The 25,981-nt window shown below is 72.5% G+C and carries 22 protein-coding genes; 13 read left to right on the forward strand and 9 right to left on the reverse strand.

Features of this window, described 5'->3' with window-relative positions; all coding sequences use genetic code 11:
* Window positions 1-182: 182 nt before the first annotated feature.
* The gene (gene folP / locus ACIPYQ_RS08415) at window positions 183-1,043 is read right to left on the reverse strand and encodes a dihydropteroate synthase (protein ID WP_362234519.1); all 861 of its coding nucleotides are present in this window, start codon (window positions 1,041-1,043) and stop codon (window positions 183-185) included.
* A 76-nt stretch (window positions 1,044-1,119) separates the two neighbouring features.
* On the opposite strand from folP, the gene ACIPYQ_RS08420 reads away from it, so the two are divergent.
* Window positions 1,120-1,476, forward strand: coding sequence for a DivIVA domain-containing protein (locus tag ACIPYQ_RS08420; protein WP_362234516.1), 357 nt, complete (start codon window positions 1,120-1,122; stop codon window positions 1,474-1,476).
* Window positions 1,473-2,051, forward strand: coding sequence for a DNA-3-methyladenine glycosylase I (locus ACIPYQ_RS08425; RefSeq protein ID WP_401247464.1), 579 nt, complete (start codon window positions 1,473-1,475; stop codon window positions 2,049-2,051). Before ACIPYQ_RS08420 ends, ACIPYQ_RS08425 begins: the two co-directional genes overlap by 4 nt.
* A 61-nt stretch (window positions 2,052-2,112) precedes the next feature.
* Here the strand turns inward: ACIPYQ_RS08425 and ACIPYQ_RS08430 are convergent, their stop codons facing one another.
* Window positions 2,113-2,916 (reverse strand): enoyl-CoA hydratase/isomerase family protein, encoded by an 804-nt coding sequence (locus ACIPYQ_RS08430; protein WP_401247467.1) that lies wholly within the window; start codon window positions 2,914-2,916, stop codon window positions 2,113-2,115.
* Between the two features lie 333 nt (window positions 2,917-3,249).
* Here ACIPYQ_RS08430 and ACIPYQ_RS08435 point away from each other — a divergent pair, with 333 nt between their 5' ends.
* Together ACIPYQ_RS08435 and ACIPYQ_RS08440 are read left to right on the forward strand one after the other, a co-directional pair.
* Window positions 3,250-3,417, forward strand: coding sequence for a DUF3117 domain-containing protein (locus ACIPYQ_RS08435; protein ID WP_003966491.1), 168 nt, complete (start codon window positions 3,250-3,252; stop codon window positions 3,415-3,417).
* Between the two features lie 120 nt (window positions 3,418-3,537).
* Window positions 3,538-4,155, forward strand: coding sequence for a hypothetical protein (locus ACIPYQ_RS08440; RefSeq protein ID WP_401247469.1), 618 nt, complete (start codon window positions 3,538-3,540; stop codon window positions 4,153-4,155).
* A 48-nt stretch (window positions 4,156-4,203) separates the two neighbouring features.
* On the opposite strand, the gene ACIPYQ_RS08445 is transcribed toward ACIPYQ_RS08440, so the two are convergent.
* Entirely contained in the window at window positions 4,204-4,866 is a 663-nt protein-coding gene (locus ACIPYQ_RS08445) for an O-methyltransferase (RefSeq protein WP_030710037.1), read from the reverse strand.
* A gap of 177 nt (window positions 4,867-5,043) precedes the next feature.
* Here ACIPYQ_RS08445 and sigE point away from each other — a divergent pair, with 177 nt between their 5' ends.
* The 5 genes from sigE to ACIPYQ_RS08470 all read left to right on the forward strand — a co-directional run bounded on the left by sigE (window position 5,044) and on the right by ACIPYQ_RS08470 (window position 9,330).
* A complete protein-coding gene (gene sigE / locus ACIPYQ_RS08450) occupies window positions 5,044-5,823 on the forward strand; it encodes an RNA polymerase sigma factor SigE (protein WP_199808064.1) in 780 nt (259 codons plus the stop codon).
* The gene (locus ACIPYQ_RS08455) at window positions 5,820-6,482 is read left to right on the forward strand and encodes a zf-HC2 domain-containing protein (RefSeq protein ID WP_401247473.1); all 663 of its coding nucleotides are present in this window, start codon (window positions 5,820-5,822) and stop codon (window positions 6,480-6,482) included. The genes sigE and ACIPYQ_RS08455 overlap by 4 nt, the downstream gene beginning before the upstream one ends.
* A gap of 54 nt (window positions 6,483-6,536) precedes the next feature.
* A complete protein-coding gene (locus ACIPYQ_RS08460; protein WP_401247476.1) occupies window positions 6,537-7,859 on the forward strand; it encodes a S1C family serine protease in 1,323 nt (440 codons plus the stop codon).
* Window positions 7,860-8,001: 142 nt separating this feature from the next.
* Window positions 8,002-8,448: a sec-independent translocase gene (locus tag ACIPYQ_RS08465; RefSeq protein ID WP_401247479.1), complete on the forward strand. Its 447-nt coding sequence runs from the start codon at window positions 8,002-8,004 to the stop codon at window positions 8,446-8,448.
* A gap of 141 nt (window positions 8,449-8,589) precedes the next feature.
* Complete coding sequence (locus tag ACIPYQ_RS08470; protein WP_361768938.1) at window positions 8,590-9,330, forward strand: hypothetical protein; 741 nt, start codon at window positions 8,590-8,592, stop codon at window positions 9,328-9,330.
* A gap of 156 nt (window positions 9,331-9,486) precedes the next feature.
* On the opposite strand, the gene ACIPYQ_RS08475 is transcribed toward ACIPYQ_RS08470, so the two are convergent.
* The 3 genes from ACIPYQ_RS08475 to ACIPYQ_RS08485 form a co-directional block, all read right to left on the reverse strand.
* Window positions 9,487-10,647 carry an Mrp/NBP35 family ATP-binding protein gene (locus ACIPYQ_RS08475; RefSeq protein WP_361768936.1) on the reverse strand — a complete coding sequence of 387 codons (1,161 nt, stop codon included), beginning with the start codon at window positions 10,645-10,647 and terminating at the stop codon, window positions 9,487-9,489.
* Between the two features lie 43 nt (window positions 10,648-10,690).
* A complete protein-coding gene (locus ACIPYQ_RS08480; protein WP_401247722.1) occupies window positions 10,691-11,263 on the reverse strand; it encodes a DUF1003 domain-containing protein in 573 nt (190 codons plus the stop codon).
* Between the two features lie 106 nt (window positions 11,264-11,369).
* Window positions 11,370-12,641, reverse strand: a complete 1,272-nt coding sequence (locus ACIPYQ_RS08485; RefSeq protein WP_361768934.1) for a magnesium transporter MgtE N-terminal domain-containing protein — start codon at window positions 12,639-12,641, stop codon at window positions 11,370-11,372.
* A gap of 223 nt (window positions 12,642-12,864) precedes the next feature.
* On the opposite strand from ACIPYQ_RS08485, the gene ACIPYQ_RS08490 reads away from it, so the two are divergent.
* Window positions 12,865-13,656 (forward strand): hypothetical protein, encoded by a 792-nt coding sequence (locus tag ACIPYQ_RS08490; protein WP_401247483.1) that lies wholly within the window; start codon window positions 12,865-12,867, stop codon window positions 13,654-13,656.
* A 598-nt stretch (window positions 13,657-14,254) separates the two neighbouring features.
* Here ACIPYQ_RS08490 and ACIPYQ_RS08495 read toward each other — a convergent pair.
* The gene (locus ACIPYQ_RS08495; protein ID WP_401247486.1) at window positions 14,255-15,100 is read right to left on the reverse strand and encodes a hypothetical protein; all 846 of its coding nucleotides are present in this window, start codon (window positions 15,098-15,100) and stop codon (window positions 14,255-14,257) included.
* Between the two features lie 125 nt (window positions 15,101-15,225).
* Window positions 15,226-16,683: an MFS transporter gene (locus ACIPYQ_RS08500; protein WP_401247725.1), complete on the reverse strand. Its 1,458-nt coding sequence runs from the start codon at window positions 16,681-16,683 to the stop codon at window positions 15,226-15,228.
* A 547-nt stretch (window positions 16,684-17,230) separates the two neighbouring features.
* Here ACIPYQ_RS08500 and ACIPYQ_RS08505 point away from each other — a divergent pair.
* Together ACIPYQ_RS08505 and ACIPYQ_RS08510 are read left to right on the forward strand one after the other, a co-directional pair.
* Window positions 17,231-18,007, forward strand: coding sequence for an ABC transporter ATP-binding protein (locus ACIPYQ_RS08505; protein ID WP_279399180.1), 777 nt, complete (start codon window positions 17,231-17,233; stop codon window positions 18,005-18,007).
* Window positions 18,004-20,586, forward strand: coding sequence for an ABC transporter permease (locus tag ACIPYQ_RS08510; RefSeq protein WP_401247489.1), 2,583 nt, complete (start codon window positions 18,004-18,006; stop codon window positions 20,584-20,586). Before ACIPYQ_RS08505 ends, ACIPYQ_RS08510 begins: the two co-directional genes overlap by 4 nt.
* Window positions 20,587-20,677: 91 nt before the next feature.
* Here the strand turns inward: ACIPYQ_RS08510 and ACIPYQ_RS08515 are convergent, their stop codons facing one another.
* A complete protein-coding gene (locus tag ACIPYQ_RS08515; protein WP_401247727.1) occupies window positions 20,678-21,937 on the reverse strand; it encodes a DUF2079 domain-containing protein in 1,260 nt (419 codons plus the stop codon).
* 465 nt (window positions 21,938-22,402) lie between these two features.
* Between ACIPYQ_RS08515 and mfd the strand changes: the two genes are divergently transcribed.
* A complete protein-coding gene (gene mfd, locus ACIPYQ_RS08520) occupies window positions 22,403-25,933 on the forward strand; it encodes a transcription-repair coupling factor (RefSeq protein WP_401247492.1) in 3,531 nt (1,176 codons plus the stop codon).
* Window positions 25,934-25,981 lie beyond the last annotated feature (48 nt).

Here is a 25,981-nt window from a genome sequence, read left to right on the forward strand (position 1 = left end):
GCCCGGTTCCTTCGAGTGCGGCTGCTCAGGCCAGGCCGCGGCGGGCGACGGCCGGCGGGCGGTGGCCCTGGATGGAGCGGACCATGTCCAGGAGCCCCTTCTTGACGCCGTCCTCGCGCGGTGCGGCGCCGGGGCGCCTTTCCGGCTTCGGCCGGCTGCGTCGGCCTCCGTCCGACGGGTGTTCAGGCCAGGCCGCGGCGGGCGACGGCCGGGGGGCGGTGGCCCTGGATGGAGCGGACCATGTCCAGGATCTGGCGGGTCTCGGCGACCTCGTGGACGCGGTAGACCTGCGCCCCCAGCCAGGCGGAGACGGCCGTCGTGGCCAGGGTGCCCAGCAGGCGCTCCTTGACCGGCTTGTCGAGGGTCTCGCCGACGAAGTCCTTGTTGGACAGGGAGACCAGGACCGGCCAGCCGGTGTCGGTCATCTCCGGCAGGCGGCGCGTGGCCTCCAGCGAGTGGCGGGTGTTCTTCCCGAAGTCGTGGCCCGGGTCGATCATGATCGCGTCCCGGCGGACGCCGAGTGCGGCGGCGCGTTCGGCCAGGCCGACCGTGACCCGCAGGATGTCCTCCATCACGTCCTCGTACGCGACGCGGTGCGGCCGGGTGCGCGGCTCGACCCCGCCCGCGTGCGTGCAGACCAGCCCGGCGCCGTAGCGCGCCGCGACCTCCGCCAGCTTGGGGTCCACCCCGCCCCACGCGTCGTTCAGCAGGTCCGCCCCGGCCTCGCACACGGCCTCGCCGACCTCGTGCCGCCAGGTGTCCACGCTGATCACCACGTCCGGGAAGCGGCGCCGGACCTCGGCCACGAAGCCGACCGTGCGCCGGGCCTCCTCGGCCGCGTCCACGTGCTCGCCCGGGCCCGCCTTGACCCCGCCGATGTCGATGATCGCGGCGCCCTCGGCGACCGCCTGCTCGACCCGGTCCAGCGCCGGCTCGTCGCGGAACGTCGCGCCCTGGTCGTAGAAGGAGTCCGGAGTCCGGTTCACGATGGCCATGATCACCGGCTCGTGGGTGTCGAACTCGCGCCTGCCCAGTCGCAGCATCCTGCTCTTTCCTCCTTCGGCGGCCCTCGCGCCTCGCCTGCGACCTTAACCTGGTGGCCGGAGTCTCTCAGGGGAGTTGATCGTGTTCTTCTTCTTGATGATCGCGCTGGTCGTGGTCGTGGCGGCGGTCACCCTGGCCGTGATCGGGGGCGGCTCGGAGGCCGTCCTGCCGGAAGCGGAGCCGGACCGTGTGGCGGACGGGCTGCCGGAGAGCCGGCCCGTCGTACGCGAGGACATCGACGCGCTGCGGCTGCCCGTCGCGCCGCGCGGCTACCGGATGGCCGAGGTGGACGACGTACTGGAGCGGCTCGCGGCGGAACTGGCCGAGCGGGACGCGCGGATCGCGCAGCTGACCGCCGCGGCGGCGGGGCCCGCCACCGCCCCGGCGGACGTGGCCGACCGCGTGGACCTCGGCAAGGGCGGTGAGCGGTGAGCGGCGTGCTGGCCGGGACGGACGGGCTGCTGCGCTGCCCGTGGGCGCTGTCCACGCCGGACTACGTCGCCTACCACGACACCGAGTGGGGCCGCGCGGTCCACGGTGACGACGCCCTCTACGAACGGCTCTGCCTGGAGGCCTTCCAGTCGGGGCTGTCCTGGATCACGATCCTGCGGCGCCGCGAGGGCTTCCGCAAGGCGTTCTCCGACTTCAAGATCGCGGCGGTCGCGGAGTTCGACGAGCAGGACGCGGAGCGGCTGCTGGCCGACGAGGGGATCATCCGCAACCGGGCCAAGATCGAGGCGACCCTGGCCAACGCGAAGGTCCTCGCCGGGTGGGAGCCGGGCGAGCTGGACACCCTGATCTGGTCCCACGTCCCGGAGGAGCCCTCACCCGCCCCGCAGACGGTCACCGAGGTCCCGGCCATCACCCCGGAGTCCACAGCCCTCGCCAAGGCCCTCAAGAAGGCCGGCATCCGCTTCGTCGGCCCCACGACGGCCTACGCGCTGATGCAGGCCTGCGGCCTCGTCAACGACCACCTGACGGACTGCGCCTCCCGCGACCCGGCGTGATCCGGCGCGGCGGCCGCCGGGGGCGTACGGCCCCCGGCCCCGCCGGCGCCGCCGGGACGGGTCAGCGGCCGACGTACTTCGGCGGCTGCTTCGCGAGGAAGGCCTGGACGGCGATGCCGTGGTCCTCGGAGGCCCCTGCGCGGGTCTGGAGGACGTCCTCGTGGGCCAGGGACTCCGCGAGGGAGTGGGAGGCCCCGTACGCCAGGGACTCCTTCAGCGCGGCGTACGCGACCGTGGGGCCCGCGGCGAGCGTGCGGGCCACGGCCTCGGCCTCCGCGTGCAGGGCGTCCGCGGGCACCAGGCGGTTGACGATGCCGAGCTCGTACGCCTCCTGGGCCTTGATCGAACGCGGGAAGAGCAGCAGGTCCGAGGCGCGGGAGGCGCCGATCAGGCGGGGGAGGGTCCACGAGACCCCGGAGTCGGCGGTCAGCGCCACCCCGGCGAACGAGGTGTTGAAGGAGGCGGTGTCGGCGACCACCCGGAAGTCCGCCGCCAGCGCGAAGCCGAAGCCCGCTCCGGCCGCGACGCCGTTCACCCCGGCCACCACGGGCTTCGGCATCTCGGTGAGCGCCCGGACGATCGGGTTGTAGTGGTCGGCGACCGTGGTCATGGTCAGCGAGGTACCGGTCTCGCGGTCCGAGGCGAGGTTCCCGACGTGCTCCTTGAGGTCCTGGCCCACGCAGAAGGCCCGGTCGCCGGCCGCGGTCAGCAGGACGGCCCGTACCGCCGTGTCCCCGGCCGCGGCCTGGACCGCGTCGCGCAGGGCGACCTTGGCCTCGGTGTTCATCGCGTTCATCGCGTCCGGACGGTTGATCGTGATGGTCGCGAGTCCGTCGGTCACTTCGTAGAGCACGCTGTCGGCCATGGCAGGGGGTCCCCCTTCGTCGCGGGCTTGGCTACCGGCCGGTACCGGCCGGTGCAAGGGCCAGCATGGCGGACCGGACGCGGCGCGCACATGTGATGTGCGTCAAAGAAAGCCGATGCCGTCCCCGTGGTGCGGCGGCGAAGTATCGCAGGCGGGTCCCCGAAATGAGTGGTTTTGGTCAAGCGCGTTGCCCAAGCGTTCCCGGCCGATGTTGGTCATCGGGTCCTGACATGCGGGATAATGGCTGGGAAGCAATGTGTTCGATGCCGGGTATTAGGCGCCTGAATGGGGCCGTCGGCTGACGATGAGCTGGTTTCAGGAAGGGGAACGAGCATGGCGGCCATGAAGCCGCGGACGGGCGACGGCCCGCTCGAGGTCACCAAGGAGGGGCGGGGCATCGTCATGCGCGTACCGCTCGAGGGCGGCGGTCGGCTTGTCGTCGAGCTGACCCCCGATGAGGCGGACGCCCTGGGTGACGCCCTGAAGAAGGTCGTCGGCTGACCCCCCAAGGACGCTGACAGCACTTCCACCTTCTGCATTCTCTGCGCTGCCCCGACCGCGATCAGCGGCCGGGGCAGCGTTGTGTCGTGTTCGAGGACAGATCCCCTCCGGAGCCACGCCGTGACCTTCTCCCCGCCCGCGCCGCCCGCCTTCGCCGACTGCAGCCCCCGCCAGAAGGCCGCCCGGGTGCTCTCCGACGTCCTGGCGCCGGCGAACCTGGTGGTGGCCCTGCTCCTGCTGATCGGGTGGCACAGCACGACCTCGTGGACCGGGCTCGGCTGGGGCCTGCTCGGCGCCCTGTTCTGCGGCGCGGTACCGATCGGCATCATCGCCCTCGGCGTCCGCCGCGGGGCGCTGACCGACCAGCACATCCGGGTGCGGCGCCAGCGGCTCGTCCCGATGGGCCTGAGCCTGCTCTCCGTGATCGCCGGGATCACCCTGCTGCACGTCCTCGGCGCGCCCCGGGAGGTCTTCGCGCTCGTCGTCGCGATGCTCGTGGGGCTGGTCTCGTCCCTGCTGGTCACGGTCGGCTGGCAGATATCGATCCACATGTCGGTGGCGGGCGGCACGGTGATGATCCTGGCGCTCGTCTTCGGCCCGACGGCGCTCCCCGCGGCCCTGATCGCCGCCGCCGTCGGCTGGTCCCGCCTGGCGCTGAAGGCGCACACCCCGGCTCAGCTCCTCGCCGGCACCGCCCTGGGCGGCACGGCCGCCCTCACCTTCGCGCTCCTGAGCTGACCGTACGGGGCGCCGGGCACCCCTCGCTCCGTGTCCGGCGCTCAGCGCTCAGCGACGGACGGCGCAGAGCAGTCCGTCGCCCACCGGGAGCAGCGCGGCCTCCAGGGCCGGGCTCTCACGGACGCTGCGCAGCAGCTCGCGGACGCGGAGCACCTCCACCGGCTGGGCCGCGGAGTCGACCGTACGGCCGTCGGAGAAGACCCCCTCGAAGCACACCAGCCCGCCGGGGCGCAGCAGCCGCAACGATTCAGCGAGGTAGTCGAGGGACTCGGTGGGGTCCCCGTCGCAGAAGACGAGGTCGTATCCGCCGTCGGCGAGCCGGGGCAGGACGTCGAGGGCGCGGCCGGGGATGAAGCGGGCGCGGTTGCCCGCGAAGCCGGCGGCGCGGAAGGCCTGGCGGGCGAAGGCCTGCCGGTCCGGCTCGGGATCCACCGTGGTCAGCACCCCGTCGGGGCGCATGCCGTGCAGGAGGTGGATGCCGGAGACGCCCGTTCCGGTGCCGATCTCGGCGACCGCCTTGGCGTCCGCGGTGGCGGCCAGCAGGCGCAGCGCGGCCCCGGTACCGGGGGAGACGGAGCGCAGGCCCGCTTCCCTGGACCGGTCACGGGCCCATCGCAGAGCGTCGTCCTCGGCGACAAACGCGTCGGCGAACGCCCAGCTCGTCTGCCGGTTGCCGGTAATGACCCTCTCCTGTCCCCATAGTTGGCGCAACGGTGACTGTATCCGCTGACGTCGGGAACCCGCAGATGGGACCGGGCGTTGTGAGGGGTGGAGGCGGGACGAGAAGGACGGCGGCGGGCAGATCGGCGGCCGGGACCGCCCCAGGGCCTAAGTCCTGCGTAAAGATACTGCAAAAACGCTTATCCGGAGCTGACAGAGGGGGTGGCTATGGTAGGGACTCCACTGGACACCACCAGAGCCGACAGGGGAGGTGCGGCTGCGCCTGTGGATCGTAGGGGCGTACTGAGACGCCTCTTCTGGTCGGCGGGTGAGCCGAAATCCGTGACCTACATTGCTGACCGCTTCCACACCGCCGACGCCGCAACCACCGCGACCTTTGCCGCCGATGCGGGCTCCCAGGCGTGGACCCCTCCCTCGTGGGAGGAGATCGTCAGCACGCACAGCGCGCGGGTCTACCGCCTTGCCTACCGTCTGACGGGGAACCAGCACGACGCCGAGGACCTGACCCAAGAGGTCTTCGTCCGCGTCTTCCGCTCGCTCTCCACGTACACCCCCGGCACGTTCGAGGGCTGGCTCCACCGCATCACGACGAACCTGTTCCTGGACATGGTCCGCCGCAAGCAGCGGATCCGCTTCGACGCGCTCGCCGACGACGCCGCCGAGCGGCTGCCGAGCCGCGAGCCGTCCCCGCAGCAGGTGCTGCACGACACCCACTTCGACGCGGACGTCCAGCAGGCGCTGGACACCCTCGCGCCCGAGTTCCGCGCGGCCGTGGTGCTGTGCGACATCGAGGGCCTGTCGTACGAGGAGATCGCCGCCACGCTCGGCGTGAAGCTCGGCACCGTGCGCAGCCGCATCCACCGGGGCCGTTCGCACCTGCGCAAGGCGCTCAAGCACCGGTCTCCCGAGGCCCGTGCCGAGCAGCGCGCCCTGGCGGGCGTGTCGATGGGCGCCCCCGGCGCCGGGGGAGAGGGCGGAGCCGAGTGAGCGAGGTCAGTCCGTCCCCTGCCGAGCAGCACCTGGGCGACCGGCTTGCCGCCCTGGTGGACGGGGAGCTGAAGCACGACGCGCGGGAGCGGGTCCTGGCCCACCTGGCGACGTGCGCCAAGTGCAAGGCCGAGGCCGATGCCCAGCGCCGTCTGAAGACCATGTTCGTCGAGAGCGCGCCGCCGCCGCTGTCCGCAGGACTGCTGGCGCGGCTCCAGGGGCTGCCCGGAGGCGGCCCTGACGGCCCGTCCGGCCCCGCGGGTCCACCGGGCCCGGGCCCGACGGCGGCCGACCCCTTCGAGGCGTTCGCGTACGGGCTGCACGCGGCCGCCCGGCCGCAGCAGCAGGGCTTCCGCATCCACGAGGTGGGCCGGCCGCGCCGCCGGTTCGCCTTCGTCGCCGCCGGAGCCGTGTCGCTGGCCGCGCTCGCGCTGGGCGGCGGACTGCCGCAGGAGGCCGCGGACCCGAACGTCCGGGGGGATTCCCCGGCGCCCGCCTCCAGGCCCGGCCCCGCGCTGCCCGTGGCCGACACATCGGCGCGTGAGCGCATGCCCACGCCCGCGGCCGTCCCGAGCCTCCTGTCCACCGCCCCGACCCCGTTGCCACCCGTGCACCCCACCCCGGCGATCCCGGCCCGTCCGGTCTCCCTGCTGCGCTGACCCCGGAGCTGGTTGAATCGGTGGCACATGCGCATAGGTACGCGGGGAGCGCCCATGGCCGACAGGCAGCAGACCGACCCGGCTCCACAGTGGTGGAGCCGGCCCGAGGGCACGGCTGACGGCCGCTCCGCAGGAGTGCCCTCCCCGCGGCCCGGAGCCGGGGACGGCGTCCCGGCAGCCCAGGACGCCGTGCCCGACGCGGCGGCGCCGCCGGCCCGCGAGGTGCGGTACGACCCCTGGGGCGAGCAGCCGCTGCAGGTCGTGGACCGCGGCAGGGAAAGGCGCGGCTTCCGGCTGTGGCAGGTGGCGGCCCTCAGCGCCGGAACCGCCCTGCTCGCCGGCGGGATCGGCGGCTACGCCGGCGTGCTCGCCGAGCGGCAGAGCAGCACCCGGCTGGAGCTCCCCCAGGCCGCCGTCGCCGACAAGGGCCGGGCGCCCGGGAGCGTGGCCGGGATCGCGGCCACCGCGCTGCCCGGAGTGGTGACCCTGCACGTGCGCGGCGAGAAGGGCAGCGGCACGGGCACCGGCTTCGTCCTCGACGAGCAGGGCCACATCCTGACCAACAACCACGTGGTCGCCGACTCCAAGGAGATAGCGGTCACCTTCAGCACCGGCGAGAGCGTCACCGCCGAGCTGGTCGGCCGCGACTCCGGCTACGACCTGGCCGTGGTCAAGGTCAGCGGCGTACGGGGCCTGCGGCCGCTGAGCCTGGGGAACTCCGAGAACGTGCAGGTCGGCGACCCGGTGGTGGCCATCGGCGCGCCCTTCGACCTCTCGAACACCGTCACCTCCGGCATCATCAGCGCCACCGGCCGGCCCGTCACCGCGGGCGGCGACAAGGGCGACGGCAGCGACATCAGCTACGTCGACGCCCTGCAGACCGACGCCCCCATCAACCCCGGGAACTCCGGCGGCCCCCTCCTCGACGCCAAGGCCCACGTGGTCGGCATCAACAGCGCGATCCGCGGAGCCGACAAGGACGACCCCACCCGCCAGGGCGGCTCCATCGGGCTCGGCTTCGCCATCCCCATCAACCAGGGCAAGCGCGTCGCCGAGGAACTCATCCGCACCGGCCACGCCACGCACCCCGTCATCGGGGTCACCCTCGACATGGACTACACGGGCGCCGGAGCCCGGGTCGGGGACAAGGGCGAGGACGGGAAACCGTCCGTAACCGCCGGCGGACCGGGCGCGCGCGCCGGGATCAAGGCCGGCGACGTGATCACCAAGGTGGACGGCCAGCGGGTCCGCGGCGGAGACGAGCTGATCATCAAGATCCGGGCGCACCGCCCGGGCGATCCGCTGACCCTCACGGTGCTGCGCGAGGGCCGGGAACGGACGCTCCAGGTGGTCCTCGGATCGGCGAACGGATCATGAGCGCGGGGTGACGGCCGGGTCACCTCCCGGACGAAGTCTGGGGGCGAAACGGCCACGGAGTGGTACGCAGGTATGGGTGTGAGGACAACGCCGGGTACCGTGTGTTCGGGCCCGAAGTGGTACAGAGCCGAGGAGCGGCAAGGTGTTCAACGACATAGGCGCACTCGAACTCGTCACGATCGTGGTGCTCGCCATTCTCGTCTTCGGCCCGGAGAAGCTGCCCAAGGTCATTCAGGACGTGACGGGCGTCATCCGGAAGATCCGTGCGTTCTCGGACAGTGCCAAGCAGGACATCCGCTCCGAACTCGGCCCAGAATTCAAGGACTTCGAGTTCGAGGACCTGAATCCGAAGACGTTCATCCGCAAGCAGCTGACGGAGAACGAGGACCTCAAGGAGCTCCGCAGCAGCTTCGACCTCCGCAAGGAGCTGAACGACGTCACCGACGCCGTGAACAGCGACGGAGCCACCCCCGCCGCGGCCGCGCCGCCGGCCGCCGCCACGCCCGTCGGCACCGGCCCGGATCTGCTGAAGAAGCCCGTCTCCCCGGCCCCGGAACAGCGCACGCGCTTCGACGCCGACGCCACGTGACACGCGGCCTGCCCGGCGATCCGTGATCGGGTGGCTATCCTCCATCTGTTGTCCGGACCCAGGACGCCCGAGGGAGGGGGTCCCCCCAGCCCAGCGAGGGGGAGGGCCGTTCCGGACCCCACGGAACGAGAGGCCGCTCAGATGGAGACGACGAGCAGTAGCCGGGTCGGGGCGCAGACCGCCGAGCCCGCCACCGCCGCCGCACCCGCGCAGGAACCGCAGACCGACGCGGTGACCGGCGCGCAGACCGACACACAGCCGCAGGAGGCCGCCGCACCCGTGCCGGCCGCCCGGCGAACGGCCGAGGGCTTCCTGGCCGCGGACTTCCCCTGGTACGGGCTGGACGGGGCCTTCAGCGGCCCCCGCTGGCTGATGCAGGTCGGCACCGCCGCCGACGGGACCGTGGAGCACGGCTCCACCGGTCACGGCGACGAGCCGTCCGCCCGGGGCGAGATCGCCACCGGCGAGAAGGAACGCTTCGCGGTGGTCATCACCGTCGCGAGCAACCCGCTGCGCCGCAGCGCCGACGGCACCGGCGTCCTGGAGGCCACCTCGGTCTCCTCGGCGGCCTGGCTGGCCGGCTCCGGGCTGCTGGCCTACAGCTGGCCCGGGCAGATGGACCACTCCCTGCGCGACGACTGGCTCGACCAGCAGACCGAGGCCGCGTGGGAGCTCGCGGACGACCTCGCCGGGGAGGACTGGTCGACGCTGTCGCTGCCGGTCGACGGGGAGCCGACGCCGTTCCACTACCGGGAGTCGGAGTTCGGGTGGGTGCTCGCCGGGTCCACCGGGAGCGGGGTTCACCTGGGCGCGTACGGCCGGGGCATGAGCGCGTACGGGCTCGGCTTCTCGGCGATCGCGGACCTCGGCACGTACGAGTAGCCGTAGGGGTACGGGCAAGCGAAAGGGCACCGCCTGGCGGCGGTGCCCTTTTCACGCTGCGCGGCCCGTGCGGGCCGCTGTTCCGGTGTGCCCACCCTCCCCCAGACTCCGTCCGGGGGGACCCCCAGCCCAGCGGCACGAGTGCCCACACCTAGGTCAGAACTTGTTCCGGGGAGTGATGCCCAGGGACATGCCCGAGAGGCCGCGGCTGCGGCCGCCGAGCTTGCCGGCGATGGCGCGCAGGGCCGCGCCGGCCGGGGAGTCGGGGTCGGACAGGACGACGGGCTTGCCCTCGTCGCCGCCCTCGCGCAGGCGGACGTCGATCGGGATCGAGCCCAGCACCGGCACCGTCGCGCCGACCGTCTTGGTCAGCCCGTCGGCGACCTTCTGGCCACCGCCCGAGCCGAAGACGTCCACCATCTCGTCGCAGTGCGGGCACGGCAGGCCCGACATGTTCTCGACGACACCGACGATCTTCTGGTGGGTCTGCACGGCGATCGAGCCGGCCCGCTCCGCGACCTCGGCCGCGGCCTGCTGCGGGGTGGTGACGACCAGGATCTCGGCGTTCGGCACCAGCTGGGCCACCGAGATCGCGATGTCGCCGGTGCCCGGCGGCAGGTCCAGCAGCAGGACGTCCAGGTCGCCCCAGAACACGTCCGCCAGGAACTGCTGCAGTGCTCGGTGCAGCATCGGGCCGCGCCACACCACCGGCGCGTTGCCCGGGGTGAACATGCCGATGGAGATGACCTTCACGCCGTGCGCCGACGGCGGCATGATCATGTTCTCGACCTGGGTGGGACGGCCGTCCACACCCAGCATGCGCGGCACGCTGTGGCCGTAGATGTCGGCGTCGACCACGCCGACCTTCAGACCGTCGGCCGCCATCGCCGCGGCCAGGTTGACCGTGACCGAGGACTTGCCGACACCGCCCTTGCCGGACGCGACCGCGTACACGCGGGTCAGCGAGCCCGGCTTGGCGAAGGGCACCTCGCGCTCGGCGGTGCCGCCGCGCAGGGTGGCGGCCAGGTCCTTGCGCTGCTCGTCGCTCATCACGTCGAGGGTGACGGCGACCGAGGTGACGCCCGCGACCTTCTCGACGGCCTCGGTGACGTTCTTGGTGATGGTCTCGCGCATGGGGCAGCCCGACACCGTGAGGTAGACCGTGACGGCGACCGCGCCGCCGTCGCCGATCTCCACCGATTTGACCATGCCGAGCTCGGTGATCGGCCGGTGGATCTCGGGGTCGTTCACCGTCGCCAGAGCGTCCAGGATCGCGTCCTGCTCAGGCACGGCGGCGGAGCTTGTGTCGGTAGCCATGTACCCGATGGTACGGCTCGGTAGCAGGCCACAGGTAAGCCCGTCAGCGGTCGCCTTCATCACGTTCGGAGGGGAATAGACGCCGCTCGTCCATCTCCTTGATCAGGTCCTGGAACTCGGACCTGATCCAGTCGCGCGTGGCGACCTCGCCCAGGCCCATCCGCAGGGCCGCGATCTCGCGGGTCAGGTACTCCGTGTCGGCGATGGACCGCTCGTTCTGCTTGCGGTCCTGCTCCAGGTTGACCCGGTCGCGGTCGTCCTGCCGGTTCTGCGCCAGCAGGATCAGCGGAGCGGCGTACGAGGCCTGGAGCGACAGCATCAGCGTCAGGAAGATGAACGGGTATTCGTCCCACCTCAGGTGGCCCGGCGCGAAGATGTTCCACAGCACCCAGACGATGATGACCAGGGTCATCCAGACGATGAACCGGCCCGTGCCGAGGAACCGCGCCACCCGCTCCGACAGCCGCCCGAAGGCCTCCGGGTCGTACTCGGGCAGCAGCGAGCGGCGCGGGGCGCGCGGCAGGTCCAGGCGCACCCGCGACCGGGTCAGCGCGCTCGACCCGGTCGACGCGACGGCCCTGGCCCGCTCCGCCCGTTCGCCGGCCTCCACGGTCAGCCCGTGCTCGCGCGCCTGCAGCCGTGCCTGCTCGCGCCGCTCCCGGATCTGCTCGCGGCGCCGCTCGCGCGCCTGCTCGCCGCGACCCCGGTCGAAGCGCCCCTTCTCACTGACCACCCACGGCCTCCTCGGAATGGAATTCCGTCTCCCGCCAGTCGTCCGGCAGCAAGTGGTCCAGCACGTCGTCGACCGTCACCGCGCCCAGCAGGGAGCCGCTCTCGTCGACCACCGGCACCGCGACCATGTTGTAGGCGGCCAGGTGCGTGGTCACCGCGGGCAGCGAGGCGTTCGGCCGCAGCGGCGGCAGGTCCGTGTCCACGATCGAGCTGACCAGCGTGAACGGCGGGTCCCGCAGCAGCCGCTGGAAGTGCACCGTGCCCAGGTACTTGCCCGTGGGCGTCTCGTCCGGCGGCCGGCACACGTACACCTGCGCCGCCAGCGCGGGCGACAGGTCCGCCTGCCGTACGCGGGCCAGCGCGTCCGCGACCGTCGCGTCCGGCCGCAGCACGATCGGCTCGGTGGTCATCAGACCGCCCGCGGTGTTCTCCTCGTAGGACAGCAGGCGGCGCACATCGGCCGCGTCGTCCGGCTGCATCAGCGTCAGCAGCCGCTCCTTGTCGTCCTCCGGCAGCTCGGAGAGCAGGTCGGCCGCGTCGTCCGGGTCCATCGCCTCCAGCACGTCGGCGGCGCGCTCCTCCTTGAGCTTGCCGAGGATCTCCACCTGCTCGTCCTCCGGCAGCTCCTCCAGCACGTCCGCGAGCCGGTCGTCGTCGAGGGCGTTGGCCACCTCGGCGCGCCGCTTCGGCGTCAGGTGGTGGAGCACGTTCGCCACGTCGGCCGGGCGCATCTGCTCGAAGGTGGCGACCAGGTTCTCGGCGCCCTGCCCGTGCTCCTCCAGCGAGAAGCCCGTCACCGCCGACCACTCCACCGTCAGCGTCTCGCCCCGCCGGCGCAGCGCCCCCGACTTGCCCTTCCGCACGAAGATCCGGTCGATCTCCCAGTCGCGGCGGGCCGGCAGCTGCTGGATGGCCACGTCCAGGACGGTGACCTCCTCGCCGTTGGCGACCAGAGTCACGCGGCGGTCCAGCAGCTCGCCGAGGACCAGCCGCTCGGTGGGGCGCTGTTCGAAGCGCCGCATGTTGACGACACCGGTGGTGATGACCTGCCCGGACTCCACGCCCGTGACGCGGGTCATCGGCAGGAAGATCCGGCGCCGGCTGACCACCTCGACGACCAGGCCCAGCAGCCGCGGCGGGCGGCCGCCGACGCGCAGCATCGCGACCAGGTCGCGGACGCGCCCGACCTGGTCGCCGTTGGGATCGAAGACGGGCACACCCGACAGATGCGAGACGAAGATCCGCGGGGCGCCTGCAGCCATCCGAGCGCCTCCTAGAGCGTCCACCAACAGTCGTATGGGCCCTCAGGCTAGCCCGTGCCGCGAGGAAGCGTCCTGGTGGGCGGTCCGCCCGGGGTCCGGCGGGGTCCGCCCCCCTCACCTGGGGCGCGGTCGCGGGCGGCTGCGTACGGGCGGGTACGCTGCCTGCTGCTCGCAGACGTACGCTGCCTGCTGCTCGCAGACGACCGACGAGAGGCACCTGCCCGTGACCGCCTACTTCCCCGCCGCGCGGCTGCGCCGGGCCGCCTTCATCGGTGTCTTGTGCGCGGGCCTCGCCGTCACCGGTACGGGCTGCGGGGAGGACCCCGACGAGGGCACGAACGGCGTCGGCAAGCTCTCCGCCGAGAAGATCGAGGCGAAGGCGAAGGCGGCCGCCACGGAGGCCGACTCGGTGCACCTGTCGGGCACGCTGGTGAGCGGCGGCAAGTCCTTCACCCTCGACATGCGGCTGAAGTCGGAGGGCGGCTCCGGCGAGGTGAAGTCGCAGGACGACACCTTCCAGCTGCTGCGCGTGGGCGAGCAGCTGTACCTGAAGGCGAGCGCGGCGTTCTGGGGACAGTCCGACTCGGCCGGCAAACTCGGCGACAAGTTCGTGAAGGTGCCCGAGGGCGACCCCTCGTACAAGCAGTTCCGCGGGTTCACCGACATGGACGTCCTGCTGGACGGGCTGCTCGGACTGGAGGGCAAACTCGCGAAGGGCTCGTACACCAAGGTCGGGCACACCCGCGCGGTCCAGGTCACGGCGGACGCGGGCAAGGGCGGCAAGCTCTCGGTGTCGCTGGAGGGGACCCCGTACCCGCTGCTCATGGAGCGCGCCGGCGGCGCGGGCCGGGTTGAACTCGCGGAGTGGGGCAAGCCGTTCCAGCTGGACCCGCCCGCGCAGGACCAGACGGTCGACTACGGCACCCAGCTGCCGACGACGAAGGACCAGAGCGGCGGGCCCGCCCCGGCCCCCTCCAAGGGCTCGGGCCAGGGCGCGAACCCGACGAAGCCGTAGACCTCGCGGTCGGCTTGGGCGGATCGGCTGCGCCGCAGGCCGGTTGGCTGCGCCGCTCGGGCCGGGCCGGGCCGGGGCGGGCCGGCTTCGGCGGTGCGGCTTGGGCCGGGTGTGTTCCGGGGCGTCTCCTCGGGCGTCGAACGTGTCGGGGGGTCGGCGGGCCGGGGCACCTTGTGTTCGACGCCCTGCGGGGAGCGCCCCTGCACACACCCGACCCCGGCCGAGCTGCCCCGATCCCTCAGCCCCGCCGCACCAAATCCAGCCCCGCCGGCGTTTGAGGCGCGGGGTCCGGGGTGGAGCCCCGATCTTTGAGCCGCGCCAGTCAATCCGGCCGCAGCCTCGAGCCCCGCCCGCACATTCCAGCCTCGCCGGCGTTTGAGGCGCGGGGTGCGGGGTGGAGCCCCGGTCTTTGAGCCGCGCCAGTCAATCCGGCCGCACCCCTCCGGCCCCGCCCGCGCAATCCGGCCCCGCCGGCGTTTGAGGAGCGGGGGTCCCCCCCGGACGGAGTCTGGGGGAGGGGCTGGGGCGGAGCCCCGGCAGCGGCGGCATCCCAGGCGGGGCGCCATACCGCGGGAATCGCCCCGACGAAGGAGCCGGCCTAGCTGGCCGGTGTGGTCCGGGGCTCGTAGCGGTACGGGTCGCTGCGCAGGCCGCGGGCCGTGACCGTCACCTCGAACGGGGCGGTCGCGCCCTGCGGGAGCGGGGTGCTCAGGCTGCCCGTCGCGGGGTCGAGGAAGGCGGGGGCGGTGGTGCCGTTCACGCTCACCTGGGCCGGGGCGCCCGCGGGGCCGGGGCCGAAGCCGCCGCCCTCGACGGTGAGCAGGCCGTCGGCGACGGAGACGTCGGTGATCACCGGGTTGGCGCGGACGGCCATCTTGTTCACCAGGTAGGCCCCGGCCGGGGCGCCGGTCAGGGCCCACATCTCGGCGGGCAGCCGCGGGAGCCCGCCGCCCACGTCCGCGAGGAAGAACAGCACCACGTACAGCATGGTGACCGCGCTGAGCGCGACGTACTGGAGGTCGACGAGGTCCGTGCGCCCGCTGTCGTTCGCGATCAGCTCCCGCAGCGGCCGCCGCCCCGACTGCGTCGGCTTCGCGGCCGGTTTGGCCAGGGTGCCGTTCTCCACGCGCAGGCCGACGACCGTCTTGGCCGCGATCAGCGCCACGTACGGGCCGCCGAGCAGCGGCAGGTACACGGTGGTCAGCTGGGACAAGGGGCCGTCGGCGCCCCGGAAGTACGTGACTCCGCCGCCCGAGGTGAGCCCGTACGCGAGGATCGCGAGCAGCAGCCAGACGAGGATCACCGTCCAGGCCAGGGCGAGCGCGGTGGAGGTGGAGAGCCTGCCGTCGCGGCCGGTGACGAAGGCCGGGCTGCGGCGCAGCCGCAGGCCGATCGGGCCGGCCAGCGCCGCCAGTAACAGCAGTGCGCACAGTGCGGATGCCATGTCGTCCCCCCGGATAACGGTGCTGCGTACGAGGGTCTCCCACTGGCCCGGGCCATGACAAGTCGGGGCGGCCGCCCGGCCGTTGCTCCCTGTCTGCCCCGCCTGTTGAGCCTGCCCGTGCGGGCCTACTCCTCGCGGAGCTCCGGCAGGACCGGGAACCTGCGGGGCGCCACCAGCAGCAGGATGAGCAGCGCGGCCACGGCGGCGGCGCTCGCGCCGAGGAAGATGTGCTCCACGGCGGCGGCGACGGCCTCGCGCAGGTAGTCGGCGGCGGCCCGCGGGAGGAGTTCGGGCCGTTCCAGTGCCTTGGCCACGTCGTCGAGGTGGTCGGGGAGGCCGGGCACGGGGGCGTCGGCCAGGCGGGCGGCGATGGTGGCGTTGGCCACGGCCGCGAGCAGGGCGGCGCCCACGCTCTGGCCGACCTGCCGGCAGAAGAGCACCGAGGCGGTGGTGGTCCCGCGCTCGGCCCAGCCCACCGTGGACTGGACCCCGACGATCAGCGGGAGCTGGAAGAGGCCGAGGGCGGCGCCCAGCAGCAGCATGATCAGCGCGGGCTGCCAGGGCCGGGCGGGGTGCGGCAGCAGGCTGAAGGAGTACAGGATCACCGCGGCGAGGCCGATCCCGACGGCCGCGGAGTTCCGGAAGCCGATGCGCCGGTAGACGTGCTGGCTGAGGGCGGCGCTGATCGGCCAGCTCAGGGTCATCACGGACATCACCAGCCCGGCGCCGACCGGCCCGAGGCCGAGCACGGACTGGGCGTACGTCGGCATGAACACCATCGGGGCGACCATCAGCAGCCCGAGCGCGGCCATGGCCAGGTTGACCGCGGCGATGGTGCGCCGCCGCCAGACCCAGCCCGGCAGGATCGGTTCCTCGGCCCGGCGTTCCACCACGACCACCACCGCGGCCAGCACCGCGCTCGAGCCCAGCAGCCCCAGCGAGGGCGCGGACAGCCAGGGCCAGGCGACCCCGCCCTGGACGAGCGCGAAGAGCAGCAGCCCGCCGCAGGCGAAGACGGCCAGGGCGCCCGCCCAGTCGACGGGACCCCGGCGACCGGGGGACCGTACGGGCTCGACCAGGTGACGGGCGACCATCCACAGGGCCAGGGCGGCCAGCGGCAGGTTGAGCAGGAAGATCCAGCGCCAGTGGGCGTACGAGGCGAGGAGCCCGCCGAGCGCCGGGCCGGCCACGGCCGAGGTGGCCCAGACGCTGGACATCCGGGCCTGGATCCTCGGGCGGTCCTTCAGCGGGTAGAGGTCGGCGGCCAGGGTCTGGACCGTGCCCTGGAGGGCGCCGCCGCCCAGGCCCTGGACGATCCGGAAGGCGATCAGGGCGGCCATGTTCCAGGCGGACGCGCACAGCAGCGAACCGACGAGGAAGAGGCCGATGCCGAAGAGGAGGACGGGCTTGCGGCCGAAGGTGTCGGACAGCTTCCCGTAGACGGGCAGGGTGACGGTGACGGCCAGCAGATAGCCGGAGAAGAGCCAGGAGAAGACGGAGAAGCCGCCGAGGTCGCCCACGATCTGCGGGACGGCGGTGGCGACGATGGTGCTGTCGAGGGCGACGAGGGCCATGCCGAGCATCAGCGAGGCGACCACGGGGGCCGGTGGCCGGCCGCCGCCTTTCCGGGCCTCTCCGGCGCCGCCCGGACGGGCCCGACCGCCCGCACCGGCACCGGCCGGTGCCTCCGGGCCCGTGGCCGAAACGGCCGCTCCCGCCGGCGCGGGCACCTGGTCCGCACGCCCCTCGGGTATGCCGTCCTGGCCTCCGCCCGTGCCCTCCGCTGCGGCCACCGAGATTCCTTCCCCCTGCATGTATCTGCGGGGAACACCTTCTCACCGCCCCCCGTCCCGCGGTATCCCCCAGGCCTTCTCCCCCGGAGGGCGGACATCCCCTAGGGGTCCCTCCGCACAACGGGCCAGGGGCGGTTCCTCCCGGCGGAGGAGGTGAGGGTCCCCGGCGTCTCCTTAACTGGAACATACGGACCGGGAGGTGGGGGGTGGGGATAACCCCCGGGTGGATACGGCGATGGGCACCAGCGTGCCCGGACCCCCGCCCGCCGCAGACTTCATGACGACGCCGCACGCAGACGCACACAGGCGAAAAGGGAGAAAGACCGTGACAACGGCTATGACCGAAACCAGGCACGGGGGTACTGGAGGGCATGCAGCCGTCGCGGCCCGGGCGCGGAAGGTCGTCAAGGCCTACGGCTCCGGGGAGACGCGCGTCGTCGCCCTCGACGACGTGGACGTGGACATCATGCGCGGCCAGTTCACCGCGATCATGGGCCCCTCCGGCTCCGGCAAGTCCACGCTGATGCACTGCCTCGCCGGTCTCGACACGGTGACCAGCGGGCAGATCCACCTGGACGACACCGAGATCACCGGGCTCAAGGACAAGAAGCTCACGCAGCTGCGCCGCGACCGGATCGGCTTCATCTTCCAGGCCTTCAACCTGCTGCCCACGCTCAACGCCCTGGAGAACATCACGCTCCCCATGGACATCGCGGGCCGCAAGCCGGACGCGGAGTGGCTGAACCGGGTCGTGGAGACCGTGGGTCTCGCCGGCCGGCTCAAGCACCGCCCGACCGAGCTCTCGGGCGGTCAGCAGCAGCGCGTGGCGGTCGCCCGCGCCCTCGCCGCCCGCCCGCAGATCATCTTCGGCGACGAGCCGACCGGAAACCTGGACTCCCGCGCAGGCGCCGAGGTACTCGGCTTCCTGCGCCGTTCGGTGGACGAGCTCGGCCAGACCATCGTCATGGTCACCCACGACCCGGTCGCCGCCTCCTACGCGGACCGCGTCATCTTCCTCGCCGACGGCCGGATCGTCGACGAGATGTACGGGCCCACCGCCGACCAGGTCCTGGACCGCATGAAGGACTTCGACGCGCGCGGGCGGACCTCATGAGCAACACCGTCCTGAAGACCTCGCGGCGCAACTTCGTCGCGCACAAGGGGCGGATGGCGCTCTCCGCCGTGGCGGTCCTGCTCTCCGTCGCCTTCGTCTGCGGCACCCTGGTGTTCACCGACACCATGAACACCACCTTCGACAAGCTGTTCGCCGTCACCAACTCCGACGTGACCGTCAGCCCGAAGGAGGCCAAGGACGGGGAGGAGACCCCGGACCGCGGCAAGCCCGAGATGCTGGCCGGCTCGGCCGTCGAGCAGATCAAGAAGGCCGAGGGCGTCAAGAACGCCGAGGGCGGCGTCGTCTCGATGTCCGTCACCGTGGTCAACTCCAAGAACGAGAACATGGGCTCGACCACCGGTGCTCCGACCATCGCGGGCAACTGGAGCGACAACGAGCTCAAGTCCATGAAGATCACCTCGGGTCAGGCCCCGCGCGGCCCCACCGAGGTCATGGTCGACGCCGACACCGCGAAGAAGCACGGTCTGGGGCTCGGTGACGAGCTGCGCACCATCACCGTCACCGGCGACATCCGCGCCAAGATCTCCGGTATCGCCACCTTCACCGTGACCAACCCGGGCGCGGCCGTCGTCTACTTCGACACGGCCACCTCGCAGCAGGGCCTGCTCGGCTCCGCCGGCTCCTTCACGCACGTCAACGTCACCGCCAAGGACGGGCTGAGCGACGAGCAGCTCAAGCGGAACATCGCGACCGCGGTCGGCGCGGACACGTACAAGCTGCAGACCGCCAAGGAAGCCGCGGACGCCAACCGCAAGGACGTCGGCTCCTTCCTGAACGTCATGAAGTACGTGATGCTCGGCTTCGCCGGCATCGCCTTCCTCGTCGGCATCTTCCTGATCTTCAACACCTTCTCCATGCTGGTCGCCCAGCGCACCCGCGAGATCGGTCTGATGCGCGCCATCGGCGCCGACAGCGGACAGGTCCTCAAGTCCGTGGTCGTCGAGGCGTTCCTGCTCGGCGTCGTCGGCTCGGTCCTCGGTGTCGGCGCGGGCGTGGGCCTGGCCGTCGGCCTGATGGAGCTCATGGGCCAGATGGGCATGCACCTGTCCACCGACGACCTGACCGTCGCCTGGACCACCCCGGTCGTCGGCGTCGTCCTCGGTGTCCTCGTCACGGTCGTCTCTGCCTTCGTCCCGGCCCGCCGCGCCGGCAAGGTCTCCCCGATGGCCGCGCTGCGCGAGTCCGGCACCCCGGGCGACAAGAAGGCCGGCCGCGTCCGCGCCGTCCTCGGCCTGGTCCTCACCGGCATCGGTGCCGCGGGGCTCTTCGCCGCCGCGGCCGCCGAGAAGGCCGGCACCGGATCGCTTTGGCTGGGCCTGGGCGTCGTCTTCAGCCTCGTCGGCTTCATCGTGATCGGCCCGCTGCTCGCCGCGGGCGTGGTGCGGGTGCTCTCCGGCGTGGTGCTGCGGCCCTTCGGGTCGGTGGGCCGGCTCGCCGAGCGCAACGCCCTGCGCAACCCGCGCCGCACCGGCGCCACCGCCGCCGCGCTGATGATCGGCCTCGCGCTGGTCGCCTGCCTGTCGGTGGTCGGCTCCTCGATGGTGGCCTCCGCGACCGAGGAGCTCGACCAGTCGGTCGGCGCGGACTACATCGTCAACTCCGAGATCAACCAGCCCGTGCTGCCGCAGGCCGAGCAGGCTGTGCGCGCCACCAAGGGCCTCGACCACGTCACCGCATACCGTCGGGTGCCGGCCAGACTCACCGCCCCCGACGGCACCTCCGAGGAGGTGGGGCTCGGCGCCACCGACCCGACGTACGCCAAGGACATCCGGCGCAAGATGGTCGCCGGCGAGCACGCGGCGGCGTACGGCAAGGACTCCATGTCGGTGGGCTCGGAGTACGCGACCAAGCACGGCATCAAGCTCGGCGACGAGCTGACGGTCGCCTTCACCGGCGGCAACACCGTCAAGCTGAAGGTCGCGGCGATCACCAGCGACAGCGGCAACATCGACAAGACCATGAAGTACATCAGCACCGACATCGCCCGGGCCAACGTCCCGGCCGACCGGCTGCCGCTGCCCTTCATGCTGCTGGCCAGCGCGCAGGACGGTCAGTCCGCCACCGCGTACGAGTCGGTCAAGGCGGCGATGGCGGAGTACCCGCAGTACAACGTGCGCAACCGGGCCGACTACAAGCAGGCCCTGAAGGACCAGGTCGGCCAGCTGCTGAACATGGTCTACGGGCTCCTCGGCCTCGCGATCATCGTCGCGGTCCTGGGCGTCGTGAACACCCTGGCCCTGTCGGTGGTCGAGCGGACCCGCGAGATCGGCCTGATGCGCGCCATCGGCCTCTCCCGCCGCCAGCTGCGCCGCATGATCCGCCTGGAGTCGGTGGTCATCGCCCTCTTCGGCGCCCTGCTCGGCCTCGGGCTGGGCATGGGCTGGGGGGCCAGCGCCCAGCAGCTGCTGGCGCTCCAGGGCCTGAAGGTCCTGGAGATCCCGTGGCCGACGATCATCGGGGTGTTCGCCGCCTCGGCCTTCGTGGGCCTGTTCGCCGCACTGGTCCCGGCCTTCCGGGCAGGGCGGATGAACGTTCTGAACGCGATCGCGAGCGAGTGAGCGAGTAACCGCTGCGCGGTCGTACGGGGGAGGGCGCCGGCCCGGGACCTTTGGTTCCGGGCCGGCGCCTTTTGGTCGGTACAGCCGCTCGTCATCCCCGCTGCAGCAGAACGATCCCGGCGGCCTCGCCCACCAGGGTGTACCGCTCACCGGGGTGCAGCTGGCCGGCGTAGACGACCGGGTCGCCGGCCCACCCGGAGGAGTTGTCGATGGTGATCCAGTCGGGGACCACGCCCTTGCTGCCGCCGATCCACAGCACCCGGCAGCGGGAGGTCAGCCGGGTCAGCGGCGTGGTGTCGGCCTCCACGGTGGCCCCGTCGGGGATCCGGGCAAGGAGCCGCTCGATGGCGGTGACCCGGTCGGGCTTCTCGTACGTACGCGCCTCCGCGAGCTTCGCGGTCGGCATGGCCGTCGCGGCGAGGGCGAGGCCGGCGGCGAGGACGGCCGTGGGCAGCTGGAGGGAGTAGGCGCGCAGCCGGGGCCGCTCGCTGCGCCGGAAGGTGTCGATGGCGTCGACGAGGGCGAGGGAGACGACGGGCATGAGCACGGCGCTGTAGTGCCAGTCGGTGGACCAGTAGTGGTCGTCCCCGGACAGGAACCGCCAGCCGAGGGTGGGCGCGGCGACCAGCAGCAGCGGCGAGCGCAGGGCGAGCAGTCCGGTGGTGGGGATCAGCACCCACCCCAGGGTGGCGAGCTTCGTGCCGGTGCCGGCGAACGGGCCGCCGCCGTCGATCTTGTGCCAGTAGCCGTAGCCCTCGGTGGCGAAGGCCGGTATGAAGACGGTGAACACGAGGACGGCGAAGACGGCGCCGAAGGCGGCGACGCCGAGGGCGGTCCACGCGGTGCGGCGGTCGGTGATCCACGTCCGCCAGGCCACGACCACGGCCAGGGCGGCCAGTGTGAAGCCGAGGTCCTCCTTGACGAGGATCAGCGGGAGCGCCCACAGCAGCGCGGCCCGCCAGCGGCGGGCGAGCACCGCCTCCAGGGAGAAGGCCAGCAGGGGCATGGCGAAGGCGATCTCGTGGAAGTCGAACTCCACCGCCCGCTGGATGCCCCAGGACAGCCCGTACGCGATGCCGATCGCGGTCCCGCGGGCCCGGCCCAGGAGCCGTCCGGCCGCCCTGGTGACGGGGACCGCGGAGAGCGCGAACAGCGCGGCCTGCACGACGAGCAGGGTGAGCGGGCCGGGGAAGAGCCGGTAGACGGGGGCGGCGAGTGCGATGATCGGGCTGAAGTGGTCGCCGAGGATGTTGGCCCCCGGCCCCTTCAGGTCCGCGACGGGCTCCTGCAGGTGCGCGTACGCGCGGATCGCCTGCTCGAAGATGCCCAGGTCCCACGAGGCCCAGTCCATCCGCCGGAACCGCCCGACGGAGAGGACGAGGTAGACGAGGAAGAGGCCGCCGGCGACCGCGTACGGTCCGGCCCACCGGCTCCCGGCCGGCTTGGCCCGGACCGGTTTCGCCTGCACCGGCTTCGCCTGCGCCGCGTCCGGGCGCGCCGGGTCCGGACGCGCCGGATCCGCCGCGGCTTCCGGCCGGACTATGGCATCGCTCGTCACGGCCTTCGTGCCCCCTCGGCGAGCTCGGACGTCAGTACCTCGACATCGTAGAGGGGTGCGAACGCACCCCCGGTTGCTCCGGCGGGCCCTCCGGTCCGGGCTCCTGCGGGCCCTTCCGGGCGCCGCACCCGTCACCCGCACGGGCGACCTGAATCCCCCGCGCGTGGCGGCGGGGCGCGTCGTAGGGTGGGAACCCCCGGCCCGTGCGACGTGTCGGGTCCTTCGCGTTGCCCCTTCACCGGACGGAAAGCCTCCTTCATGAGCCTGCACGGACTGCTCGACGCCGTCACCCGGGACCCGGCCCTCGCCGAGGCGGTCACCGCGGCCGGGGACGGCAACCGCATGCACGTGGACCTGGTCGGCCCCGCCGCCGCGCGGCCCTTCGCGATCGCCGCGCTGGCCCGGCGGACCGAGCGGACGGTGCTCGCGGTCACCGCCACCGGGCGCGAGGCCGAGGACCTGGCCGCCGCCCTGCGCTCCCTGCTGCCCCCCGACGAGGTGGTCGACTACCCGTCGTGGGAGACGCTCCCGCACGAGCGGCTCAGCCCGCGCAGCGACACCATGGGCCGCCGGCTCGCCGTACTGCGCCGCCTGGTGCACCCCAGCAAGGACGATCCGGCGGCCGGGCCGGTGAGCGTGATCGTCGCCCCCATCCGGTCCGTGCTCCAGCCGCAGGTCAAGGGGCTCGGGGACCTGGTGCCGGTCAGCCTGCGCCAGGGCGGGAGCGCCGACCTCGGGGAGGTCACGGCGGCGCTGGCCGCCGCCGCGTACGGGCGGGTCGAGCTCGTCGAGAAGCGCGGGGAGTTCGCCGTGCGCGGCGGCATCCTCGACGTGTTCCCGCCCACCGAGGAACACCCGCTGCGCATCGAGTTCTGGGGTGACGAGGTCGAGGAGATCCGTTACTTCAAGGTCGCCGACCAGCGCTCCCTGGAGGTCGCCGAGCACGGGCTGTGGGCCCCGCCCTGCCGCGAGCTGCTGCTGACCGACTCCGTACGGGAACGGGCGGCGGCCCTCGCCGAGGCCCATCCCGAGCTCGGCGAGCTGCTCAACAAGATCGCCGAGGGGATCGCGGTCGAGGGCATGGAGTCCCTGGCCCCGGTCCTCGTCGACGACATGGAGCTGCTGATCGACGTCCTGCCGGCCGGTTCGATGGCCGTGGTCTGCGACCCCGAGCGGGTCCGCACCCGGGCCGCCGACCTGGTCGCGACGAGCCAGGAGTTCCTGATGGCCTCCTGGGCGGCCACGGCGGGCGGCGGCGAGGCCCCCATCGACGTCGGCGCGGCCTCGCTGCGCGGGATCGCGGACGTCCGCGACCGGGCCCGCGAGCTGAACATGATGTGGTGGTCGGTCTCCCCCTTCGCCGCGGACGAGACGGTGGGCGGGGACACCCTCAAGCTCGGCATGCACGCGCCGGAGGCCTACCGCGGCGACACCGCACGGGCGCTGGCCGACACCAAGGGCTGGATCGCCGACGGCTGGCACACCGTCTACCTCACCGAGGGCCACGGCCCGGCCGCCCGTACCGTCGAGGTGCTCGGCGGCGAGGGCATCCCGGCCCGGCTGGAGGCCGAGCTGCGCACCCTGGAGCCGTCGATCGTCCACGTCGCCTGCGGCTCGGTCGACAACGGGTTCGTCGACCCGGTCCTGAAGATCGCCGTCCTCACCGAGACGGACCTGACCGGCCAGCGCACCGCCACCAAGGACCTGGGCCGGATGCCGACCCGGCGCCGCAAGACGATCGACCCGCTGACCCTGGAGGCCGGCGACTACATCGTCCACGAGCAGCACGGCGTGGGCCGCTACGTCGAGATGGTCCAGCGGACCGTGCAGGGCGCCACCCGCGAGTACCTGCTGGTGGAGTACGCGCCGGCCAAGCGCGGTCAGCCCGGGGACCGGCTCTACATCCCCACCGACCAGCTGGAGCAGGTCACCAAGTACGTGGGCGGCGAGGCCCCGACCCTGCACCGGCTCGGCGGCGCCGACTGGACCAAGACCAAGGCGCGCGCGAAGAAGGCCGTCAAGGAGATCGCCGCCGACCTCATCAAGCTCTACAGCGCCCGCATGGCCGCCCCCGGCCACACCTTCGGCCCGGACACCCCCTGGCAGCGCGAGCTGGAGGACGCCTTCCCGTACGCGGAGACGCCCGACCAGCTCACCACCATCGCCGAGGTCAAGGAGGACATGGAGAAGTCCGTCCCCATGGACCGGCTGATCTGCGGCGACGTCGGCTACGGCAAGACCGAGATCGCGGTGCGCGCCGCCTTCAAGGCGGTCCAGGACGGCAAGCAGGTCGCCGTCCTGGTGCCGACGACCCTGCTCGTGCAGCAGCACTTCGGCACCTTCTCCGAGCGGTACGCGCAGTTCCCGGTCAAGGTGAAGGCGCTGTCCCGCTTCCAGAGCGAAACGGAGTCCAAGGCCACCCTGGAGGGGCTGAAGGAGGGCTCGGTCGACATCGTGATCGGCACCCACCGCCTCTTCTCGCAGGAGACGAGGTTCAAGGACCTGGGCCTGGTCATCGTCGACGAGGAGCAGCGCTTCGGCGTGGAGCACAAGGAGCAGCTGAAGAAGCTCCGCGCCAACGTCGACGTGCTCACCATGTCCGCGACGCCGATCCCGCGCACCCTGGAGATGGCGGTGACCGGCATCCGCGAGATGTCGACGATCACCACCCCGCCGGAGGAGCGGCACCCGGTGCTCACCTTCGTCGGCCCGTACGAGGAGAAGCAGATCGGCGCGGCCATCCGGCGCGAACTGCTGCGCGAGGGCCAGTGCTTCTACATTCACAACCGGGTCGAGTCCATCGACCGGGCGGCCGCCAAGCTGCGCGAGATCGTGCCCGAGGCGCGGATCGCGACGGCGCACGGCCAGATGTCGGAGCAGGCCCTGGAGCAGGTCGTCGTCGACTTCTGGGAGAAGAAGTTCGACGTCCTCGTCTCGACGACGATCGTCGAGTCCGGCATCGACATCTCCAACGCGAACACCCTGATCGTGGAGCGCGGCGACAACTTCGGCCTGTCCCAGCTGCACCAGCTGCGCGGCCGGGTCGGCCGTGGCCGCGAGCGCGGGTACGCGTACTTCCTCTACCCGCCGGAGAAGCCGCTCACGGAGACCGCGCACGAGCGGCTGGCCACCATCGCCCAGCACACCGAGATGGGCGCGGGCATGTACGTGGCCATGAAGGACCTGGAGATCCGCGGCGCGGGCAACCTGCTCGGCGGCGAGCAGTCCGGTCACATCGCCGGGGTCGGCTTCGACCTCTACATCCGCATGGTCGGCGAGGCCGTGGCCGACTACCGGGCCGCCGTCGAGGGAGGGGTGGAGGAGGAGCCGCCGCTGGAGGTCAAGATCGAGCTTCCGGTCGACGCGCACGTCCCGCACGACTACGCGCCCGGCGAGCGGCTGCGCCTGCAGGCGTACCGGTCCATCGCCTCCGCCGGTTCCGAGGCGGACATCAAGGCCGTGCGGGAGGAACTCACCGACCGCTACGGCAAGCTGCCCGAGCCGGTGGAGAACCTGCTGCTGGTGGCCGGGCTGCGGATGCTCGCCCGGGCCTGCGGAGTCGGGGACATCACCCTCCAGGGCAACAACATCCGATTCGGCCCGGTGGAGTTGCGCGAGTCGCAGGAGCTGCGCCTCAAGCGGCTCTACCCGGGGACGGTGCTCAAGCCCGCCACCTCACAGGTGCTGGTCCCGCGCCCGAAGGCGGGCAAGATCGGCGGCAAGCCGGTGGTCGGCCGGGAACTGCTGGCCTGGACGGGCGAGTTCCTCACGACGATCCTCGGCTCGTAGCCGGGTCGCCGCTTCCGGCCGCCCCGGGACCCGGCGGTCCCGGGGCGG

Source organism: Streptomyces sp. NPDC090045 (assembly GCF_044747975.1).
In the GTDB taxonomy this organism is placed as follows: Bacteria; Actinomycetota; Actinomycetes; order Streptomycetales; family Streptomycetaceae; genus Streptomyces.

Excerpts from the sequence above, each read along its gene's own strand:
- ACIPYQ_RS08460 (WP_401247476.1), top strand. The coding sequence starts at position 6,537 with ATGGCCGACAGGCAGCAGACCGACCCGGCTCCACAGTGGTGGAGCCGG.
- ACIPYQ_RS08435 (WP_003966491.1), top strand. The coding sequence starts at position 3,250 with ATGGCGGCCATGAAGCCGCGGACGGGCGACGGCCCGCTCGAGGTCACC.
- ACIPYQ_RS08430 (WP_401247467.1), bottom strand. The coding sequence starts at position 2,916 with ATGGCCGACAGCGTGCTCTACGAAGTGACCGACGGACTCGCGACCATC.
- ACIPYQ_RS08510 (WP_401247489.1), top strand. The coding sequence starts at position 18,004 with ATGAGCAACACCGTCCTGAAGACCTCGCGGCGCAACTTCGTCGCGCAC.
- sigE (WP_199808064.1), top strand. The coding sequence starts at position 5,044 with ATGGTAGGGACTCCACTGGACACCACCAGAGCCGACAGGGGAGGTGCG.
- ACIPYQ_RS08500 (WP_401247725.1), bottom strand. The coding sequence starts at position 16,683 with ATGCTCGGCATGGCCCTCGTCGCCCTCGACAGCACCATCGTCGCCACC.
- ACIPYQ_RS08475 (WP_361768936.1), bottom strand. The coding sequence starts at position 10,647 with ATGGCTACCGACACAAGCTCCGCCGCCGTGCCTGAGCAGGACGCGATC.
- ACIPYQ_RS08495 (WP_401247486.1), bottom strand. The coding sequence starts at position 15,100 with ATGGCATCCGCACTGTGCGCACTGCTGTTACTGGCGGCGCTGGCCGGC.
- mfd (WP_401247492.1), top strand. The coding sequence starts at position 22,403 with ATGAGCCTGCACGGACTGCTCGACGCCGTCACCCGGGACCCGGCCCTC.
- ACIPYQ_RS08515 (WP_401247727.1), bottom strand. The coding sequence starts at position 21,937 with ATGGACTGGGCCTCGTGGGACCTGGGCATCTTCGAGCAGGCGATCCGC.
- ACIPYQ_RS08470 (WP_361768938.1), top strand. The coding sequence starts at position 8,590 with ATGGAGACGACGAGCAGTAGCCGGGTCGGGGCGCAGACCGCCGAGCCC.
- ACIPYQ_RS08485 (WP_361768934.1), bottom strand. The coding sequence starts at position 12,641 with ATGGCTGCAGGCGCCCCGCGGATCTTCGTCTCGCATCTGTCGGGTGTG.
- folP (WP_362234519.1), bottom strand. The coding sequence starts at position 1,043 with ATGCTGCGACTGGGCAGGCGCGAGTTCGACACCCACGAGCCGGTGATC.
- ACIPYQ_RS08505 (WP_279399180.1), top strand. The coding sequence starts at position 17,231 with ATGACCGAAACCAGGCACGGGGGTACTGGAGGGCATGCAGCCGTCGCG.